The sequence below is a fragment of the Agrobacterium sp. A3-95 genome (genome assembly GCF_053521785.1).
This window is the reverse complement of sequence record NZ_JBNWDR010000001.1, coordinates 73,420-93,185: the sequence shown is the minus strand read 5'-3', so window position 1 is coordinate 93,185 and position 19,766 is coordinate 73,420. Positions and strand designations below refer to the sequence as shown.

General features: G+C 58.7%; 16 protein-coding genes. 8 read left to right on the top strand and 8 right to left on the bottom strand.

Annotated elements, in window-relative coordinates; all coding sequences use genetic code 11:
• Positions 1-48: 48 nt before the first annotated feature.
• Both uvrC and ACQZ5Y_RS00440 read right to left on the bottom strand, forming a co-directional pair.
• Positions 49-2,100: an excinuclease ABC subunit UvrC gene (gene uvrC / locus ACQZ5Y_RS00445; protein ID WP_003512435.1), complete on the bottom strand. Its 2,052-nt coding sequence runs from the start codon at positions 2,098-2,100 to the stop codon at positions 49-51.
• Positions 2,097-2,885, bottom strand: coding sequence for an SDR family oxidoreductase (locus ACQZ5Y_RS00440; protein WP_003512437.1), 789 nt, complete (start codon positions 2,883-2,885; stop codon positions 2,097-2,099). Before ACQZ5Y_RS00440 ends, uvrC begins: the two co-directional genes overlap by 4 nt.
• A 347-nt stretch (positions 2,886-3,232) precedes the next feature.
• Here ACQZ5Y_RS00440 and ACQZ5Y_RS00435 point away from each other — a divergent pair, with 347 nt between their 5' ends.
• Complete coding sequence (locus ACQZ5Y_RS00435; RefSeq protein WP_003512439.1) at positions 3,233-3,889, top strand: outer membrane protein; 657 nt, start codon at positions 3,233-3,235, stop codon at positions 3,887-3,889.
• Positions 3,890-4,006: 117 nt separating this feature from the next.
• On the opposite strand, the gene ACQZ5Y_RS00430 is transcribed toward ACQZ5Y_RS00435, so the two are convergent.
• Positions 4,007-4,603 (bottom strand): glutathione S-transferase, encoded by a 597-nt coding sequence (locus ACQZ5Y_RS00430; protein ID WP_003512441.1) that lies wholly within the window; start codon positions 4,601-4,603, stop codon positions 4,007-4,009.
• Positions 4,604-4,636: 33 nt separating this feature from the next.
• Positions 4,637-5,410, bottom strand: a complete 774-nt coding sequence (locus tag ACQZ5Y_RS00425; protein WP_113157607.1) for a ribonuclease T2 family protein — start codon at positions 5,408-5,410, stop codon at positions 4,637-4,639.
• A 199-nt stretch (positions 5,411-5,609) separates the two neighbouring features.
• Between ACQZ5Y_RS00425 and ACQZ5Y_RS00420 the strand changes: the two genes are divergently transcribed.
• A complete protein-coding gene (locus ACQZ5Y_RS00420; protein WP_174049324.1) occupies positions 5,610-6,545 on the top strand; it encodes a lysylphosphatidylglycerol synthase domain-containing protein in 936 nt (311 codons plus the stop codon).
• A 9-nt stretch (positions 6,546-6,554) separates the two neighbouring features.
• On the opposite strand, the gene ACQZ5Y_RS00415 is transcribed toward ACQZ5Y_RS00420, so the two are convergent.
• Positions 6,555-7,418, bottom strand: a complete 864-nt coding sequence (locus ACQZ5Y_RS00415) for a 23S rRNA (adenine(2030)-N(6))-methyltransferase RlmJ (RefSeq protein WP_003512446.1) — start codon at positions 7,416-7,418, stop codon at positions 6,555-6,557.
• A gap of 29 nt (positions 7,419-7,447) precedes the next feature.
• Here ACQZ5Y_RS00415 and ACQZ5Y_RS00410 point away from each other — a divergent pair, with 29 nt between their 5' ends.
• On the top strand, positions 7,448-9,667 hold the full coding sequence (locus ACQZ5Y_RS00410) for a molybdopterin-containing oxidoreductase family protein (RefSeq protein WP_174049325.1): 2,220 nt from the start codon (positions 7,448-7,450) through the stop codon (positions 9,665-9,667).
• Positions 9,668-9,733: 66 nt separating this feature from the next.
• Positions 9,734-10,360 (top strand): NUDIX domain-containing protein, encoded by a 627-nt coding sequence (locus ACQZ5Y_RS00405; RefSeq protein WP_025593009.1) that lies wholly within the window; start codon positions 9,734-9,736, stop codon positions 10,358-10,360.
• A 412-nt stretch (positions 10,361-10,772) separates the two neighbouring features.
• Here ACQZ5Y_RS00405 and ACQZ5Y_RS00400 read toward each other — a convergent pair whose 3' ends face one another.
• From ACQZ5Y_RS00400 to purM, 3 genes are all read right to left on the bottom strand, one after another.
• Positions 10,773-11,708, bottom strand: a complete 936-nt coding sequence (locus ACQZ5Y_RS00400) for an omptin family outer membrane protease (protein ID WP_174049371.1) — start codon at positions 11,706-11,708, stop codon at positions 10,773-10,775.
• Between the two features lie 133 nt (positions 11,709-11,841).
• Complete coding sequence (purN, locus tag ACQZ5Y_RS00395; RefSeq protein WP_174049326.1) at positions 11,842-12,516, bottom strand: phosphoribosylglycinamide formyltransferase; 675 nt, start codon at positions 12,514-12,516, stop codon at positions 11,842-11,844.
• Complete coding sequence (gene purM, locus ACQZ5Y_RS00390; RefSeq protein WP_003512456.1) at positions 12,513-13,586, bottom strand: phosphoribosylformylglycinamidine cyclo-ligase; 1,074 nt, start codon at positions 13,584-13,586, stop codon at positions 12,513-12,515. The genes purN and purM overlap by 4 nt, the downstream gene beginning before the upstream one ends.
• Positions 13,587-13,882: 296 nt before the next feature.
• Here purM and ACQZ5Y_RS00385 point away from each other — a divergent pair, with 296 nt between their 5' ends.
• The 4 genes from ACQZ5Y_RS00385 (at position 13,883) to ppx (ending at position 19,570) form a co-directional block, all read left to right on the top strand.
• Positions 13,883-15,022 carry an AI-2E family transporter gene (locus tag ACQZ5Y_RS00385; RefSeq protein WP_003512458.1) on the top strand — a complete coding sequence of 380 codons (1,140 nt, stop codon included), beginning with the start codon at positions 13,883-13,885 and terminating at the stop codon, positions 15,020-15,022.
• A gap of 2 nt (positions 15,023-15,024) precedes the next feature.
• Complete coding sequence (gene hdaA, locus ACQZ5Y_RS00380; protein ID WP_112674509.1) at positions 15,025-15,753, top strand: DnaA regulatory inactivator HdaA; 729 nt, start codon at positions 15,025-15,027, stop codon at positions 15,751-15,753.
• A 98-nt stretch (positions 15,754-15,851) separates the two neighbouring features.
• Positions 15,852-18,050: an RNA degradosome polyphosphate kinase gene (locus tag ACQZ5Y_RS00375; protein WP_112290000.1), complete on the top strand. Its 2,199-nt coding sequence runs from the start codon at positions 15,852-15,854 to the stop codon at positions 18,048-18,050.
• Positions 18,047-19,570, top strand: a complete 1,524-nt coding sequence (gene ppx, locus ACQZ5Y_RS00370) for an exopolyphosphatase (RefSeq protein WP_003512464.1) — start codon at positions 18,047-18,049, stop codon at positions 19,568-19,570. Before ACQZ5Y_RS00375 ends, ppx begins: the two co-directional genes overlap by 4 nt.
• Positions 19,571-19,766 lie beyond the last annotated feature (196 nt).

Sequence of the window (19,766 nt, the reverse complement as noted above, 5' to 3'; positions counted from 1 at the left end):
TCAACACGTTATTATGTTTTTTTAGCAGTTCGTTGCGACAGTGCGCCTTCAATCGCCACTGCTCTCATGGAAGTGATTGTAGATTTGCCGCGCTACTGCTTCTGAAATGCCGGTGACATTCATCAGATCGTTGAGGCCTGCGCGTGAAACCGCCTTGGCCGTACCGAAATGCTGCAGCAGCGAGCGCTTGCGTCCTGGGCCGATCCCCGAAATTTCATCCAGCGGATTGCGCACCATTTCCTTCTTGCGTCGCGCCCGGTGTGAGCCGATGGCAAAACGGTGGGCCTCGTCGCGCATGCGCTGGATGAAGTAAAGCACGGGATCGCGCGGCGGCAGGGAAAAATCGCTGCGGCCATCCGCAAAGAAGCGCTCGCGGCCCGCCTCGCGGTCCACACCCTTGGCGACGCCGATGGCAATCACGCTGTCGCGAATGTCGAGCTCATCGAGGATGGCACGCACCGCCGTCATCTGTCCCTGACCACCATCGATCAGGATAACGTCCGGCCAGGCGGGGAAGGGCATGTCCGCGGCTTCCTCGGGTGTGGGCGTCAGCGTCTGCGCGCGGTCGGGCTTGCCCTCTTCCTTCAACAGGCGCGAGAAGCGGCGGGTCATGACCTCACGCATCATGCCGAAGTCGTCACCGGGAGTGATGTCGGTCGATTTGATGTTGAACTTGCGATACTGGTTTTTCACGAAGCCTTCCGGCCCCGCCACCACCATGCCGCCCACGGCATTGGTGCCCATGATGTGCGAGTTGTCGTAAATCTCGATCCGGCGCGGCACGTAGGGAAGGTTGAAGGTTTCCGCGAACCCCTTCAGCAACCGCGCCTGAGACGAGGTTTCCGCCAGCTTGCGGCCATGCGCCTCGCGGGCATTGGCAAGAACATGGTCGGTGATGTCCTTCTTCTCGCCGCGCTGCGGCACGCTGATCGTAACCTTATGTCCGGCTTTTTCGCCAAGAGCAGCGGCCAGCAATTCCTGTTCCTCTACGGTTTCGGAAAGCAGGATCTGCTTCGGCACCGGTTTGTCGTCGTAAAACTGCGCCAGGAACGCATTGAGGATTTCCGAGCCGGGCAGGGACGGGTCGGCCTTCGGGAAATAAGCGCGGTTGCCCCAGTTCTGGCCGGTGCGGAAAAAGAACACCTGGATGCAGGATATGCCGCCCTCGTGATGGATGGCGAAAACATCCGCCTCCTCGATGCCGGCCGGATTGATGCCCTGATGGCTCTGGACGTGCGAGAGCGCTGCCAGCCGGTCGCGATAGACGGCGGCGCGCTCGAAGTCGAGATCCTCGGCCGCCTCGTTCATCTGCCGGGCAATCGCGGTCTTGACGCTCTGGCTCTTGCCGGACAGGAAATCCTTGGCTTCCTTGACGAGTTCCGCATACCCCTCATCGCTCACCTCATGTGTGCAGGGGCCGGAACAGCGCTTGATCTGGTAAAGAAGACAGGGACGCGTGCGGGTTTCGAAAACGCTGTCGGTGCAGGTGCGGATCAAGAACGCGCGTTGCAGTGAGTTGATCGTGCGTCCAACGGCTCCGGCAGAGGCGAAGGGTCCGAAGTAGTCGCCCTTGCGCGCCCGCGCACCCCGGTGCTTGAAAATCGCCGGTGCACGATTGTCGGCTGTGATCAGGATATAGGGAAATGACTTGTCGTCGCGCAAAAGCACGTTAAAGCGCGGCCGCAAGCGTTTGATGAGGTTAGCTTCCAGGAGAAGCGCCTCGGTTTCCGTGCGGGTGGTGACGAATTCCATATGGGCGGTCAGCCGCACCATTTGCGCAATGCGGTTGGAATGCACGCGACCCTGGGCATAGTTACCGACGCGCTTCTTCAGCGAGCGCGCCTTGCCGACGTAGAGAACGTCGTTCGCCTCGTTGAACATGCGGTAGACACCCGGCGAGTTCGGCAGGTGTTTGACGAATTCGCCGATAAGATCCATGCCCTTCAGGCCGGATTCGTTTTTCCAGCCGGCATTCCAGTCCATGCCGGCAACGTCGCGCGGTGCCTCGGTCGCGTCTGTCGCGGCAAGGTTTGCATCGTCGTCTTCGTCATCGGTTTCATCGAAGAGAATACCGCCGTCAGGCAGCTTCTTTCCGTTCATTCAGGTATCTCCGCCACATCAGGGGTTTCCCAGCCAAGATGCTGGCCGCCATCGAGCGCGATCATTTGTCCGGTGATCGACGGCGTATCAAAAAGAAAGCGAATCGTCCGCCCGAACTCGTCGGGTTCCGGACCGCGCTTTAATATAAGGCCGTCGATCTGCGCCTGAAAGTCCTCCGGCGCCTGTCTTTCGCTTTTGAAGGAGGGACCCGGCCCGATGGCGTTGACGCGCACCCGCGGCGCAAAACTCTGCGCCATCGTCCGTGTGGCTGTCCAAAGGGCCGATTTCGAAAGCGTATAGGAGTAAAAACGCGGCGTAAGCGCAAGTACGCGCTGATCGATGATGTTGACGATCAGTCCCGATTTATCCTGAGGCAATTGCTGAACGAAGGCGGCCGCGATGAGGGAAGGCGCCCGCACGTGCACGGAAAAATGCGCGTCGAAGATTGCCGGATCGGGCGTTTCTGCCGAATCGTCCAGAAAAATGGATGCATTGTTGACGACGACGCCTATCGGGCCGAGCGCCGAAGATGCCTGTTCGACAAGCGCCATTGTTGGCGATGATTGTGTCAGATCCGCCTGAACGGCAACGGCCTTGCCGCCTTTTTGCCTTATTTCGTTAGCGAATTCCTCGGCTTGCCCCATAGAGGCATTGGCGTGGACGGCAATCGCAAAGCCATGCGAGGCCAAATCCGTGGCGATCGCCCGCCCGAGCCGCCGGGCGGCACCCGTTATCAAGACTGTCTTCGGTATATTTTCTTTCACAGCGGACCTGCATTTGCTCATACACGCCCTATTTGCTGGATATAATCGCAAATCGCAAGCTGTCCGTGGGCCGTAAAAGAATTGTGTGGATTTTTATTGGTAATGTAATTTAAATTTAATTTGAATATAACTAAGTTTAAATTCGATATATTGGAAATTAAGTTTCCGGTAGGGTTAATAAAACCCTTGTGGCAATTAGGCAACGTCTAATTCTAGTCACGTGTCTGCCCCAAACAATTCACATTTTGGCTCTTTGATCTCCGCATTCTCCCATCAAATTCAATTTTCAGAGGGGCGATTAACCCGACGAATTTACCGCGTCTAAAAACAATGTTTTGAGTACGGCGCGGTCCTGAAAGGAGAATAACATGCGTATTTTCGTAGCAACCATTATGGCTTCGACCATTGCAGCCGCCGGTTTCTCGGCTGCTCACGCCGCTGACGCCGTAAACGACGTGCCGCAGGCACCGGTAGCCTACGACCAGCCCGCTCCGGTCAAGAACTGGACCGGCGCTTACCTCGGTGGTACCGCCAACTACGATTGGGGCCGTTTCAGCTCCAGCAACGACGGCCGTGACGCCAAGGGTGCCGGCGGCGGCATCTACGGCGGTTACAACATGCAGAACGGCCAGATCGTTTACGGTGCCGAAGCAGACGTTAACCTCGGCCGCGAGCGCGGTTCCGCTGGTACGGTTGGTGGCAACGCCGTCGAAGGCAAGCAGGGCGTCAATGGCTCGCTGCGTGCCCGCGTCGGTTACGACATGAACCCGTTCCTGCTGTACGGTACGGCTGGTCTCGCAGCCTCCGACAACAAGGTACGTGACGCGACCTCCAAGGACAGCGCAACCGCCCTCGGCTACACCGTTGGTGCCGGCGTTGAAGCCATGGTTACGGACAACATCACTGCCCGTCTGGAATATCGCTACAGCGACTACCAGAAGAAGGACTACAGCCTGGACTCCGGCGCGTTCTCGCGCGGCTTCGACGACCACTCCGTCAAGGCCGGTATCGGCGTCAAGTTCTGATCCTTCAAGGATCGGTAAAAGAAAAGCCGGGGTTTACGCCCCGGCTTTTTTTGTTTTTGCCATCAGTTACAGCATCCATGCCCGGCGATCAGGCCAGGCATGGCGCTCACATTGGCGTCAGGCGGCAGCCCTCATGTCCTTATAGGCTTCGAAACGCTTGCCGAATGTTTCCGGCCATTGCGCCAGCGCCTCGTGCCCTTCGGCCCATTCACCTGCAAAACGCAGATCGAGATAACCGATCAACGCCGCAAGGGCGAAATGTCCGCCATGCAGCTTCTTGCCGGTTTTCGGCAGGTTGGCGTTGAGATGATCCAGACCCTTCACCGCCTTTTTCCACTGCTTGTCGATCCATGGCTGGTGAACTCTGTCCTCCGGGCGGGAACGGCGCTCGTAAACGATGGCCAGCAGGCAATCCATGATGCCGTCGCAGAGCGCTTCCAGAATTTCCGCTTCGGTGCGCTTGCCGTTCTTTTTCGGGTAGAGCTTGCCGCCCGAAAGGCGGTCTAGATAGTGCATGATCGCGACGCTGTCATAGACCGAGCCGCCATCGTCCAGAAGCAGGACCGGAATTTTGCCGAGCGGATTGTTGTCAACCAGCGTCGCGGGCTCGGCATTGGTGTCGACGGCGACGTTGGTAATGTCGATGCCGAGATGGCGGGCGGCCATGCGCACCTTGGCGGAGTAGGGGGAAGTGACGGAATAGAGCAGTTCCATAGTCGGGTCCTGACATATGTTGATGTGTGGGTATTAGCGAATGGGGACGATTTCGGTAGCGCTGACGCGGCAGCCCTTGCGGTCAAGCTCAGGGCAATCGCGGAATGTCATGTCCTTGTTGAGGCAGATACGGACTTCCTCAAGGCGTTTTCCGTCGCAGCTGATCGAGACGCCGCGTTTCGACATGCCGGGGTTGGCGTCGGTGAAGGCGGTTTCGATGGCGTCGGTGGAAAGGGTGGCGCCTTTAGCGCCGGAGGCAATCGTCTCCGGCAGCTTGACCGCCTCGAAGGCGGTTCGTGTTGCCGAAAAATAATCTTTCTGCGAAAGGCCGGAGCAGGCGCCGTGCTTGCGCCATTGGTGGCCGATCAGGCCCATGGAGGGCATGATGTCGAACATCGTGCGGCCGATTGCGTCGGGCACACGGTCCGGCTCGCTGCTCGTGCAGAATTCGGGGTATCCGGTTTCGTTTTGCGGCCAGAGCCCGTGCACGACGAAACCGTACCGCCTGTTGCTGCCGCATTGCTGGCGATTGCCGGAACCTTCGGAGCTGGCGCAGAACGCCGGCGACCAGGAGAGCGAAAGCACATAAAAATCGAAGCCTGTTCCGGCGGGCACAGGGTTTTTGCCCGTGTCTCGTCGGGCAATTTCCGGCTGGGATGTTTCGGGCCTGGAAGTGCCGGCGGGCTGCGTTTGGGATTGGGTCTGCCGGTTGGTTGCAGAACCGGTTGGGGCCGGATTTTCCCGCGAAAACCAAAGGGCCGCAAGCGACAGAAGACCGAGGGCGATGAAACCGGCATAACGCTTCATTTCGTGCACGTTCTCCGGAAAATGGACGACCTCGTATCGCCCGCAGACGACAAAGCGGTCTTACATAAATTTGTGAACGAGGCAAACGGGCAAAAAGGTTGAAAGCTTCGCCGCATAACGAATAGAGTCGAACGAATCTTCTGCGGAGTGCGGAAATCGGGTTGGGGTGAAGCTGGGGGAAATAGGCGGGCATGACCGCATGACATTGAAGAAATACATCTGGCCCGTCATTGGTCTGGCAACGATCGGTTTTTCGGCCTGGCTGCTCTATCACGAGCTGCGCGGTCTTTCACTCGATGATCTATGGGAAAGCCTCACGGCCATTCGCGCGCGGGACTGGGTGTGCTCCGGCCTGTCGACGCTTGTCGCCTATGCCGCCCTTGCCGGTTACGACCGCATCGCTCTCCAGCATCTCGGCCGGAAGGTAAACTGGTTCTTCATCACGCTCACCTCCTTCACCACCTACGCGCTTTCCCACAATGTCGGGGCATCCGTGTTTTCCGGTGCCGTCGTCCGATACCGGGCCTATACGTCCAAAGGGTTGAGCGCTGCCGAAGTCGGCATTCTCGTCGGCCTTTGTTCCTTCACCTTCATCATCGGAACGATCATGCTCATCGGTCTGGTGCTGGTCTATGAACCGGACATTACCGAGCGCTTTACTGGCATCCTGCCCGTGGAAGCATCAACGACAACCGGCGTACTGCTGCTCGCCATCGTTGCACTTTATGTGCTCGGCAGTCTTTTGAAGCTGCGGCCGCTGAAAATCGGTTCGTTTTTTCTGCCATATCCCGTGCCGAAACTGGTGGCGCAACAGCTGATCATCGGTCCGATCGAACTGATCGGAGCTGCAGGCATCATCTATTTCGCGCTGCCGGAAGCCGGAAATCCCGGTTTCATGGTCATTCTCGGGATTTTCCTGATTTCCTTTTCAGCGGCGCTCATCTCGCACGCGCCGGGCGGGCTTGGCGTGCTGGAGCTGGTGTTCGTCACCGGCCTGCCGGATATGAACCCGGCTGACGTGATTGCAGCGCTGCTGGTGTTCCGGCTGTTCTACCTCATCATCCCGTTCATCATGGCGCTTTTCGTGATCCTGTTCTTTGAGCGATCGCAGCTTGCACAGGCGCGGAAGGGGTGAGGTAAGCCCTCAATCCTCTTCCGGCTTTTCCTCGCCGCGCAGCCAGAAGGCGCGGTGCGAGGCGTATCTGTCCTGCGCCATCACCGTCTTCAGGAATGGCAGCAGCGTGTGCAGCTCGTCCTTCAGCGTGTAGGGCGGGTTGACGACGATGAGGCCTGAGCCGCTCAAGCCTTCCAGCCGGTCGCTTTTCACGGAAAGTTCCGCGCACAGCATCTTCGGAATATCGAAGGATTGCAGCCGCTCGTGGAAATCCTTGATCGGTGCGCCTTTTTTGAGCGGATACCACAGGCAATAGGTGCCGGTGGAGAAACGCCGATATGCCTTGTTCAACCCATCCGCCAGCCGCTGATATTCATTTTCAAGCTCGAAAGGCGGATCGACGAGGATGAGGCCGCGTTTTTCCTTCGGCGGCAGATGCGCGCCAAGCGACAGCCAGCCATCGAGCTCCGTCACCCGAACCTGATAATCTCCCTCGAATAGACGCGCCAGCGCGCGTGCGTCGTCCGGGTGCAGTTCCATGGCCGAAAGCCTGTCCTGCGGGCGGAACAGCATGCGCGCGAGCTTCGGTGAGCCGGGGTAGAACTGCATGCCGCCTTCGGGGTTGAGTTCCCTGACGGTGGAAAGATAGGGTTCCAGCAATTCGGCGACAGGGGCCGGCAGATCGGCGTCCATCAGCTTGCCGATGCCGGTCTGCCATTCGCCTGTCTTCTGCGCCTCTTCCGACGACAGGTCGTAGAGGCCGATGCCGGCATGAGTATCCAGCACGCGAAACGCCTTGTCCTTGTTCTGCAGGTAACGGACGAGACGCGCGAGAACGGCGTGTTTGAGAACATCCGCGAAATTGCCGGCGTGGTAGATGTGGCGATAGTTCATGGGATGTGTCTCGCTTCCCGATGGGGATGATGAATATTCTTGATGGACGTCACTTCGGCCTTTTTGCCGCGTCGCTGATGCAATATAGAAAAGACATGAACCTTGCGACCCCGATTTCCGCTAAAAACGCCGCCCCGAAAGCCGAAAGTGCCACGCGCATCGGCCACACGGTCTGTCCGCACGACTGTCCGAGCGCCTGCGCGCTGGAAGTGGACATCAATGCCGATGGCCGCATCGGCCGCGTGCGCGGCGCCAATGCCAATACTTACACTGCCGGCGTCATCTGCGCCAAGGTGGCGCGTTACTCCGAGCGTATCTATCATCCCGGCCGTCTTTTGACCCCGAAGCGCCGCAAGGGTGCGAAGGGTGCTGGCGACTGGCAGGAGATATCCTGGGCGGCGGCACTGGACGAGGTTGCCGACGCCTTCGTCAAAGCCGAGGCAAAGCACGGCGCCGAGGCCGTCTGGCCTTATTTCTATGCCGGAACCATGGGACAGGTTCAGCGCGATTCCATCGAGCGCCTGCGTCACGCCAAGAAATATTCCGGCTTTTTCGGATCGATCTGCACCAACATGGCCTGGACGGGTTATGTGATGGGTACAGGCGCGCTGCGCGGGCCCGATCCGCGCGAAATCGGCAAGGCCGATGTCGTCGTCATCTGGGGCACGAATGCTGTCGCCACGCAGGTCAACGTCATGACCCATGCGGTAAAAGCCCGCAAGGAACGTGGCGCGAAGATCGTCGTCGTCGATATCTATGACAATCCGACCATGAAACAGGCCGATATGCGCATCGTCCTGCGTCCAGGCACCGATGCGGCGCTCGCCTGCGCCATCATGCACATTGCCTTCCGCGATGGTTATGCCGACCGCGATTACATGGCGCGCTTCGCTGACGATCCGGTGGGACTTGAAGAGCATCTGAAATCGAAGACGCCGCAATGGGCGTCCGAAATCACCGGTCTTTCCGTGGAGGAAATCGAGGATTTAGCAAGGCTCGTGGGCACGACGAAAAAGACGTTCTTCCGGCTCGGTTATGGTTTCGCGCGCCAGCGCAACGGCGCGGTCGCCATGCATGCCGCCCTTTCGATCGCCACCGTTCTTGGCTCCTGGCAATATGAAGGCGGCGGCGCCTTCCACAATAACGGCGATATCTTTCGGCTCAACAAGGCGGAACTGATGGGCACAGCCTATGCCGACCCCAACGTGCGCCAGCTCGACCAGTCGCAGATCGGCCGCGTGCTGACGGGGGATGCGGAAGCGCTGCGACATGGTGGCCCGGTGACGGCGCTGCTCATCCAGAACACCAACCCCGTCAATGTCGCACCCGAGCAGCGGCTGGTGAAACAGGGTTTCCTGCGCAACGATCTTTTTGTTGCCGTGCATGAGCAATTCATGACGGAGACGGCCGAGTTGGCCGATATCGTGCTGCCGGCCACCATGTTCCTTGAACATGACGACATCTACCGCGCCGGTGGCCAGAACCACATTCTGCTTGGCCCCAAGCTGGTGGAGCCGCCGGAAACCGTGCGCACCAATCTCTTCGTCATAGAAGAACTGGCGAAACGTCTTGGTATCGACCATATGCCGGGCTTCGGTCTTTCAGCCCGCGACCATGTCGATCATATGCTGAAAGTCAGCGGCTGGGGCGATTTCGATACGTTGGCGGAAGAAAAATGGATCGATGCGCAGCCCGCTTTCGAGGTGGCGCATTATCTCGAGGGCTTTGGTTATGGCGACGGAAAATTCCGTTTCAGCCCCGAATGGGCGACAGGGCCGTCTCCAAACAAACCGCCGAAAAATATCGGCGTTATGGGGCCGGTTGCGCAATTTCCGAAATTCCCGGATCAGGTAGATGTCATCGAAACCGCCGACGGAGAGCATCCTTTCCGACTGGCGACATCGCCAGCGCGCAACTTCCTCAACTCCACCTTCGCGGAAACGAAAACCTCCGTGCAGAAGGAAGGCCGTCCGGAAGTGATGATCTGTTCCGAGGACGCCACCCGCAACGGTATAGCCGATGGCGACATCGTGCGTATCGGCAATGGCCGCGGCGAAGTGCGTCTTCACGCGAAAATCGTGGAGGGTGCGAGGCCCGGCGTTCTGGTTGCCGAAGGGTTGTGGCCCAACAAGGCGCATCTGGACGGCGAGGGTATCAATGTTCTGACGGGCGCCGATGCCGTCGCCCCCTATGGCGGCGCGGCTTTCCACGACAACAAGGTGTGGCTCCACCGCGACGACGAAGCCTGAAGGGCTTGATATTGCACCGCAACAGGGCCAAGCTGAACACCTCCGCGACAGGCAAGGGAATATCCGGTGACACAGACGCAAGCGAAAAACGTTCCGGCCGACACTGATTCCGGCAGGGTCCGGCTGGTAGAAAAGGAAACGGTGTGGAAGGGCTTCGTGCATATGCAGAAGCTCATTTTCGACCAGCGCATGCCGGATGGCAAGACAATCCGCATCATCAGGGAAGTCCACGATCACGGCAGCGCCGCCGCCATCCTTCTATACGATGCCAAACGCGACAGCGTGGTGATGGTGCGCCAGTTCCGCCCTGCCGTCTTCGTGAATGGCGATCCAAGCTTCATGATCGAAGTGCCAGCGGGGCTCCTCGATGACGACAACGCCGCCGACGCCATTCGCCGTGAGGCGATGGAAGAATCTGGCTACGCGGTGGAAAAGGTCGAATACCTGTTCGACATGTATGCCAGCCCGGGAACGCTCACCGAAAAAGTCAGCCTCTTTGTCGCCCGCATCGATCTCGACGTGCAGGCTGGCAGCGGCGGTGGTCTGGAAACCGAAGGCGAGGATCTGGAGGTTCTGACCTACGGCCTCGACGAAGCCTTCGCGATGATCGCGTCCGGCGAAATCACCGATTCCAAGACGATTATTCTGTTGCAGTGGGCCATGTTGAATCGAGCGGCTCTACGCAAACCTTAAGCGAACGCAACGTTTTCCAACTTTGCCGCAGCCGCAAGCTTCCTATCATGTGTTGCTAAAGGCACATTGTGCGAAATCGCAAGCGAGAGGTAGGCAGCATCATAGGCGGGAAGCGCATGTTTCGTGCCAGGCGGATGATGGAGACGTGATCGGCGATTGTGCCGTCCTCGTAAGGCAGGAACCAAGCCGCGACTACCGAGGCGTCCACGACAAAGGCCATTCCTTGCGGCCTTCTTCTTTCCACGCCTTGACCTCATCCGGAGTTGTCTTTTTTCGTTGCGACCGTTCTGTCCGCATCGCAGAGATGAGGTGTCGACGAGATTGAGGATCGATCGCTTTTACGAGGCATGCCACAGCTTCGTTCTGCGTGCGATAATAACATCTTCTCCCGCCTCAACCGGAAGCCTTCAACTCAGAATCTGCCCTTTACGCCGGCCCCAACGAAAAGCGACTGCATATCGCCGCCCGCCGTATCTTTATAAAACAGGCCGGTAGTTCCGCCAGTCGGTGTGAGGGTTTTGTCACCGCGACCGAAGCTCGTATATTCGTATGCGCCATCCAGGTAGAGGGAGGCATTCTCAGTCAGGGCATAGGCGATGCCCGCTTTTGCTCCGAACATGCCGCCAACATGGAATTTGTCGGTGAAGCGGATCGAACGCATCCAGTGATCGTCCGTGGCTTTCGCATAGATCATTGCGCCGCCTTCGAGGCCGGCATTCAGCGACCAGTTCCCGAATTTGCGCCCACCGGTCACATTGCCGTAAAATACGGGGATTTGCTGCCGGTAGTTGATAGCTTTTTCGCGATTGTTGAACTCACCGACATTATTGCGAAATCCTCTCCAACTGTAGATGTAGTCACCGCCATAGGCGGACCACTGCACGTCGGTATAGCGAAAGCCGATACCGGCACTGAGGTGCTGCAGCGGGTCTTCCAGCAGTGTTCTGTTGAGTTCGATGCTTCCGGTCAGGTAGTGGTCGAGGCGGGTATCGCCGTGCTGTGAGCGGTCGCTCCATCCAGTTTTCGATGTATCCCTGTAATAGGGAGGCAGCCAATCGTAGTCGGTCATGTAGCCATCGCCAGCAAAGCCGATTCGACCTTCCGTTTTTATGCGCCACTCGGGCGACAGCTCAAGTCCAAGCGATCCGCGTAACGCCATGGCATTTGTTGTTTTCCAGTCGAGTTGACTGTTTTTGTGGCTTCCGTTGTAAAAGGTCTCGGTGGCCTTGATGTTTAGAACGCCGGCATCCAATGAGGCTGTGATGCCGCTTTGCTCGGCGGCGAGCGGCAGGCTCGTACCCAACAGTAAAACGGCCGAAAGCGGCAGGGAAAACCTCGAAAATAGCATAATCGCTCCTGAATGACCGGAGGGCTCCAAAATGCGGGGCCGTTGCGGGCATTAGAGATGATTATGGTAAACGTTCGGTTTATTTTAGAGGAAATACCACTTTAAGTATCTTTTTACTTTAGTGAAATATTTATCAGTAAATAGAAATCAGGCTGGGGTACTCGGATTTACTTGCGTCGCCGCTGGAAATTGTTTTTCCACCTTCCATCCGCACCTTGCCTTCCGCAAGCTGCTTCAGGGCAAGTGGATAAAGCTGGTGTTCGACGGTGAGTATCCGCGCCGCCAGCGTCTCGGCCGTGTCGTCGGAAAGAACCGGCACCGCGCCCTGCGCGATCGTCGGGCCTTCGTCCATGCCTTCGGTTACAAAATGTACGGTGCAGCCGGAAATCTTCATGCCGCTGTCGATGGCGCGCTGGTGAGTGTGCAGGCCGGGGAAAAGCGGCAGCAGGGAAGGGTGGATATTGATGATGCGGCCTTCATAGGGGGCGATGAAATCCCCGGAGATCAGCCGCATGTAACCGGCAAGACAGATGATATCAGGCGCAATCTCGCCAAGTGCGGCCAGAATGGCGCCCTCATGCTCGGCTTTGCTGGCATAGGTCTTGCGCTCGAAAACGAGCGTGGGAATACCGAACGCCTGTGCCTTTTCCAGCCCGCCTGCCGACGCCTTGTCCGAAATTACACAGGCGATCTCGGCCGGAAAATCCGTCTCCTGACAGGCCTTGGCAAGCGACACCATGTTGGAGCCGCTGCCGGAAATGAAAACGACGACACGTGCGCGGCCAGATCGAGAGGCGGCGCTCATCATAGGCTGAGGGCGCCCTTGTAGATCGTGCCGTGCGCACCCTCTTCGCGGGCGACCATGCGGCCGAGCGGGAACACGGTCTCGCCTTCCGCCGTCAGAGCATCGGTGACCTTGGCGGCATTTTCAGCCGAAACGACCACGATCATGCCGACACCACAGTTGAACGTGCGCAGCATTTCTTTGGCTTCAACGCCACCGGTTTTTGCAAGCCACGAGAACACAGCCGGAACCTCGATCGCGTCGAGATCGATCTCGGCGGCGAGATGCTTGGGCAGAACGCGCGGAATGTTTTCCGGGAAGCCGCCGCCTGTAATATGCGCCAGCGCCTTCAGCGCGCCGGTCTCGCGGATTGCCTTCAAAAGCGGCTTTACATAGATGCGCGTCGGCGTCAGCAGCGCTTCGCCAAGCTTCTTGCCATCTGCGAAGGGTGCCGGGGCGTCCCAGTCAAGGCCGGAGATCGAAACGATCTTGCGCACCAGCGAAAAACCGTTGGAATGAACGCCGGAGGACGAAAGTCCAAGAATGACGTCGCCTTCGGAAATATCGCCGGCGGGCAGAAGCTGGCCACGTTCGGCAGCACCCACGGCAAAGCCCGCGAGATCGTAGTCGCCATCGGAATACATGCCGGGCATTTCAGCGGTTTCACCACCGATCAGCGCACAGCCGGATTCGCGGCAGCCGGCTGCAATGCCGGAAACGATGGCAGCGCCCTGATCCGGGTCGAGCTTGCCGGTCGCGAAATAGTCGAGGAAGAACAGCGGTTCTGCGCCCTGCACGACGAGATCGTTGACGCACATGGCAACGAGGTCGATGCCGACGGTGTCATGGAAATTTGCATCGATGGCGATCTTCAACTTGGTGCCGACGCCGTCATTGGCGGCCACCAGAACCGGATCGTTAAAGCCTGCGGCCTTCAGATCGAACAGGCCGCCGAAGCCGCCGATTTCGCCATCCGCGCCGGGACGCCGCGTCGAGCGCACCGCCGGTTTGATCTTTTCGACCATCAGGTTGCCGGCGTCGATATCCACACCTGCGTCACTATAGGTAAGACCGTTCTTGCCCGACTGGCTCATCGCTCTCGTCTCCGCTGGTTCCTTTGGCGTCGCCATTCGCACGGGACGGGGCCCGATGCAAGGGTTTGAGTGGCAAAAGCTCCGGTTTTTAACGGCTTTGCGACGGTTTGACGTTTTGTGTGCCTCGGGCCTCTCGACGGCGATATGCGCAGCGCAGACTTGAAAACCCGTCGTCGTTGCACGGACCTGGCAACCGCCGTGTCTATCGCTGCCGGGCCACCGGCCTTGACCATGTGCATATGCCCATCCTATCTCCATCATGGGCAATGACGGCACGGCGACAAGAGGATGAACGGATGCAACCCCATGTGAGCGGTACGAGCCTGCGCCGGCAGGTTTTTTTCTGGATAGGCGTGCTTGCCGTCTTTATCTTTTTCCTGATGGTCTTCAGCTCCATCCTCCTGCCTTTCGTGGCGGGCATGGCGCTTGCCTATTTTCTCGATCCGGTTGCCGACTGGCTGGAGCGCCGAGGCCTCAGCCGGTTGATGGCGACCGTCGTTATCCTCGTCTCCTTCGTGCTGATTTTCGCGCTGTCGCTCATCATCATCATTCCGCTGATTGCCGCCCAGGCATCCGAATTCATCACGCGCATCCCGCAATATGTCTCGTCCCTGCAGCAGTTGATCGCCGGTGCGGACGCCAATCTGCTGCCTGACTGGGTGAGCAACCAGATCAATGCAGTGAAGGAGAATTTTTCCAAGCTGCTGACCGAAGGCGCGGGCTTCATTGGCACCCTGCTGACGCAGATCTGGAATTCCGGCAAATCGCTGGTCGATGTCATGTCGCTGCTGGTCGTCACACCCGTCGTCGCCTTCTACCTGCTGCTCGACTGGGACCGGATGATCGACAAGGTCGATAGCTGGATACCGCGCGACTACGTGCATACGGTCCGCCAGATCGCCCGCGACATGGATAGGACGATTGCCGGATTCGTGCGCGGGCAGGGGTCGCTCTGCCTCATCCTTGGTGTTTATTACGCTGTCGGCCTGTCCTTGGTGGGCCTGAATTTCGGCCTGCTGATCGGCCTTTTCTCCGGCCTTATCAGCTTCATTCCATATATTGGTTCGATGGTCGGCCTCATCCTTGCCGTCGGCGTTGCCATCGTGCAGTTCTGGCCTGATTATATCTATGTATTTCTGACACTTGCCGTGTTCTTTTCCGGCCAGTTCATCGAAGGCAACATCCTGCAGCCGAAGCTCGTCGGCAGCAGCGTCGGCCTGCATCCGGTATGGCTGATGTTCGCATTGTTCGCCTTCGGTGCGCTTTTCGGTTTCGTCGGCCTTCTGGTCGCCGTGCCGGCGGCGGCAGCCGTTGGCGTGCTTGTCCGCTTTGCATTGTCGCGATATCTTGAAAGCGATCTTTACCATGGGCACGCCGCCAACCTTCCCTGGGAAGAACAGGAAACGTCCTCCGGCAAGGTTGACTCTCAGGGCTAACGATGACTGACCAAATCAAAAACGACAACGCCCGGTCGAAGGCCGAGCAGCTGCCGCTCGCATTCTCACACCAGTCCGCTTCTGGAAGGGACGATCTTCTCGTGTCCGACTCGCTCAAGGCTGCCGTCAGCCTTGTGGATGAATGGCCGAACTGGCCTTCGCCCGTGGTGGTGCTGGCCGGGCCTCCGGGTTCGGGAAAATCGCATCTCGCCAATATCTGGAAAAATATCAGCAGCGCGCAGGATATCCACCCGCAAGCCGGTGTTGGCGCTGCGCGTCTTGCCGAAACCGGAGCGGTTCTGTTCGAGGATGCCGATCGCCGCGGTTTTGACGACACCGAACTTTTCCATGTCATCAACAGCGTGCGCCAGCACGGCACCACGCTTTTGATGACCAGCCGGCAATGGCCGGCCGCATGGCCGGTGACCTTGCCGGACCTGCGCTCACGCCTGAAAGCCGTGACTGTGGTGGAGACAGGCGAGCCCGACGAGGCTCTTCTGGCACAGGTTCTGGTGAAACTCTTCGCCGACCGGCAGCTTTATATGGATGACAAACTCATAGGCTACATCGTCAACAGAATGGAGCGTTCACTCGATACGGCGCAGACGATTGTGGACCGTATCGACAGGCTGGCGCTCTCGCGTGGAACAAGGATAACCCGTCCCTTGGCGGCGGAAGTCCTCAACGCGATGGGCGAAGGGACAAGAGGTAGCGGGCTGGAGGTCGATTGACTGTCACAGTTCCGTCGTCAAACTGTTATACGGGCAAGAGGGACGATCGCGGGATGCAGCAGGATCACGGGACGGAAAGTCAGGGGATGGTACAGGACATGGCCGCTATTGTGCAGGACGACTTCAACAAGGTTCAGCCGATGACCGAGGGCGAGAACCTCTGGGACAGCCCCGCGCGCTTCATCAACCGCGAATTCTCCTGGCTTCAGTTCAATCGCCGTGTTCTGGAAGAAACGCTGAACACGGATCATCCGCTGTTGGAGCGGCTGCGTTTTCTGTCCATCTCCGCCGCCAACCTCGATGAATTCTTCATGGTCCGCGTCGCCGGCCTCGAAGGCCAGGTGCGCCAGAAGATTACGGTCAAGACACCTGACGGCAAGACACCAGCCGAGCAGCTGGAAGATATTCTGAAGGAAATCGACAATCTTCAAATGGAGCAGCAGGCTTCGCTTGCGGTTCTGCAGCAATATCTCGCCAAGGAAGAAATCTTCATCGTGCGGCCTGCCGCACTTTCCGAAGCGGATCGTACCTGGCTGGGCACCGAGTTCGAGGAACGTATTTTCCCGGTGCTGACGCCGCTGTCCATCGACCCTGCGCACCCGTTCCCCTTCATTCCGAACCTCGGTTTCTCGATGGGCTTGCAACTCGACAGCGTCAACGGCCGCGAGCCGATGACAGCGCTGTTGCGTCTTCCGACGGCGCTCGACCGCTTCGTTCGTTTGCCGGATGAGAAAAACGCCATCCGCTACATCACGCTAGAAGATGTGGTCGGCCTGTTCATTCATCGTCTTTATCCGGGCTATACCGTCCGGGGATTCGGCACGTTCCGCATCATCCGTGACAGCGATATCGAGGTGGAGGAAGAGGCGGAAGATCTGGTCCGCTTCTTCGAAAGCGCGCTGAAGCGCCGCCGCCGCGGTTCGGTTATCCGCATTGAGACCGACAGCGAAATGCCGCAGTCGCTCCGCCAGTTCGTGGTGCACGAGCTTGGCGTGCCTGATAATCGCGTTGCCGTTCTGCCCGGCTTGCTCGCGCTCAACACCATCTCGGAAATCGTGCGCGCACCGCGCGACGACCTGAAGTTCGAGCCTTACAACGCCCGTTTCCCCGAGCGCGTGCGTGAACATGCCGGCGATTGCCTTGCCGCCATCCGCGAAAAAGACATGGTGGTTCACCACCCCTATGAAAGCTTCGACGTGGTTGTGCAGTTCCTGTTGCAGGCTGCGCGCGACCCCGAAGTGCTCGCCATCAAGCAGACGCTTTACCGCACCTCCAACGACAGCCCGATCGTTCGCGCTCTGATCGACGCGGCGGAAGCCGGCAAATCCGTTACCGCGCTGGTCGAATTGAAGGCGCGTTTCGACGAAGAGGCGAACATCCGCTGGGCGCGCGATCTGGAGCGGGCCGGCGTGCAGGTGGTGTTCGGCTTCATCGAACTCAAGACGCATGCCAAGATGTCTATGGTGGTGCGCCGCGAAGACGGCAAGCTCAGAACCTATTGCCACCTCGGCACCGGCAACTACCACCCTATCACGGCCAAGATCTATACCGACCTGTCCTTCTTCACCTGCAACCCGAAGATCGCCCATGACATGGCGAATATCTTCAACTTCATCACGGGTTACGGCGAACCGGAAGAGGGCATGAAGCTCGCCATTTCGCCCTATACGCTGCGTGCGCGCATCGTGAAGCACATCAACGAAGAGATCGAGCACGCCAAGCGCGGTGCGCCGGCGGCGATCTGGATGAAGATGAACTCGCTGGTCGATCCCGAGATTATCGATACGCTTTACCGCGCCAGTGCGGCTGGCGTGGAGATCGATCTCGTCGTGCGCGGCATCTGCTGCCTGCGCCCACAGGTTGCGGGTCTGTCGGACAACATCCGCGTCAAATCGATTGTCGGCCGCTTCCTCGAGCACAGCCGAATCTTCTGCTTCGGCAATGGTTTCGGCCTGCCGTCCGACAAGGCGCTGGTCTATATCGGCTCCGCCGACATGATGCCGCGCAACCTTGATCGCCGCGTTGAAACGCTGGTGCCGCTCACCAACCCCACCGTGCACGAGCAGGTTCTTTCACAGATTATGCTGGGCAATCTCATTGACAACCAGCAGAGCTACGAGATACTTGCGGACGGAACGTCGAGGCGCATCGAGGTGCGTAAAGGCGAAGAACCGTTCAACGCGCAGCACTATTTCATGACCAATCCCAGCCTTTCCGGACGTGGTGAAGCCCTGAAATCAAGTGCGCCCAAATTGATTGCCGGGTTGATTTCTTCCCGCAAGAAACAGGCTGAATGACTCGATCAGAAGCACAGGGGCGGCTGACCGGCCTTGCCCCCGTTTCCGTCATAGATATTGGTTCGAACTCCGTTCGTCTCGTCGTATATGAAGGTCTTTCCCGCGCGCCCGCCGTGCTGTTCAACGAAAAGGTCCTTTGCGGTCTCGGCAAGGGACTGGCCCTCACGGGCCGGATGCATGAGGAAGGCGTCAGCCGGGCTTTGATGGCGCTGCGTCGCTTCCATGCGCTTTCCGAACAGGCGCAGGCGCAGCAACTCTACGTGCTGGCGACAGCGGCAGCGCGTGAAGCGGAAAACGGCCCGGATTTCATCCGTGAAGCCGAAGCCATACTTGGTTGCGAGATCGAGGTCCTGTCCGGCGAAAAGGAAGCGCTTTATTCCGCCTATGGCGTGATCAGCGGTTTCCACGACCCGGATGGCATTGCAGGCGACCTGGGCGGCGGTTCGCTGGAACTCATCGACATCAAGGGCAAGAACTGCGGCGAGGGCATCACCCTGCCGCTCGGCGGCCTTCGGTTGTCGGAGCAATCGGATGGCTCGCTGGAGAAGGCGACGACCATTGCCCGCAAGCACGTCAAATCCTTCGCAAAGCTGCTGGCGGCCGGCGAGGGGCGTACCTTTTATGCCGTGGGCGGCACGTGGCGAAACATTGCAAAGCTGCACATGGAGATCACGGGTTATCCGCTGCACATGATGCAGGGATATGAATTGCCGCTGGCGGAAATGCTGAATTTTCTGGAAGAAGTCATCGTCTCCAGGGATAGCAAGGACCCGGCCTGGCAGGCGGTCTCCAAGAACCGCCGTTCGCTTCTGCCGTTCGGCGCCATCGCCATGCGTGAAGTTCTAAAGGCGATGAAGCCTGCAACGATCGCCTTCTCGGCGCAGGGCGTGCGCGAAGGTTATCTTTATTCGCTGCTGACGGAAGCGGAGCGGGATACCGACCCGCTGCTGGTCACGGCCGACGAGCTTGCCATTCTGCGTGCCCGTTCGCCCGAACATGCGCGCGAACTGGCCGACTGGAGCGGCCGCACCTTTCCGGTCTTCGGCATCGAGGAGACGGAAGAGGAAAGCCGTTACCGGCAGGCGGCCTGCCTTCTGGCCGATATCAGCTGGCGTGCACATCCGGACTATCGCGGCCTGCAGGCGCTCAACATCATCGCCCACTCCTCCTTCGTGGCGATCACCCATCCGGGCCGCGCCTATATTGCGCTTGCCAATTATTACCGCTTCGAAGGGCTGAACGACAACGGTACCACACAGCCGCTCGCCGCCATGGCGGGTGACCGCCTGCTGGAACTCGGCAAGTTGCTCGGCGGCCTGCTACGCGTCGTTTACCTCTTCTCAGCCTCCATGCCCGGTGTCGTCGATCACCTGAAATTCCGCAAATCCACCAATCCGGATCTGGATCTGGAATTCGTCGTGCCACACGCCTATTGCGATTTTGCCGGAGAGCGTCTGGACGGACGCCTGCAGCAACTGGCGAAGCTGACGGGCAAGCGGTTGGCGTTTGTGTTCGAATAAGGCGGCCAAAATTGCCAACCCGCAGCTTGAGTCGAGATAATCCTCGTCCCCTATTTCCGGAGTTTCGGCTGGGCGCGGCAGGTGTCTCACGTCATTTGAAGTTAAATCATCGGCAACTTAACCGAAGGTTGATTTTTGTATTGCAACCAATGGAAGAAAGTTTAAGATTAAACACAATACTTCACTGATTATCTCT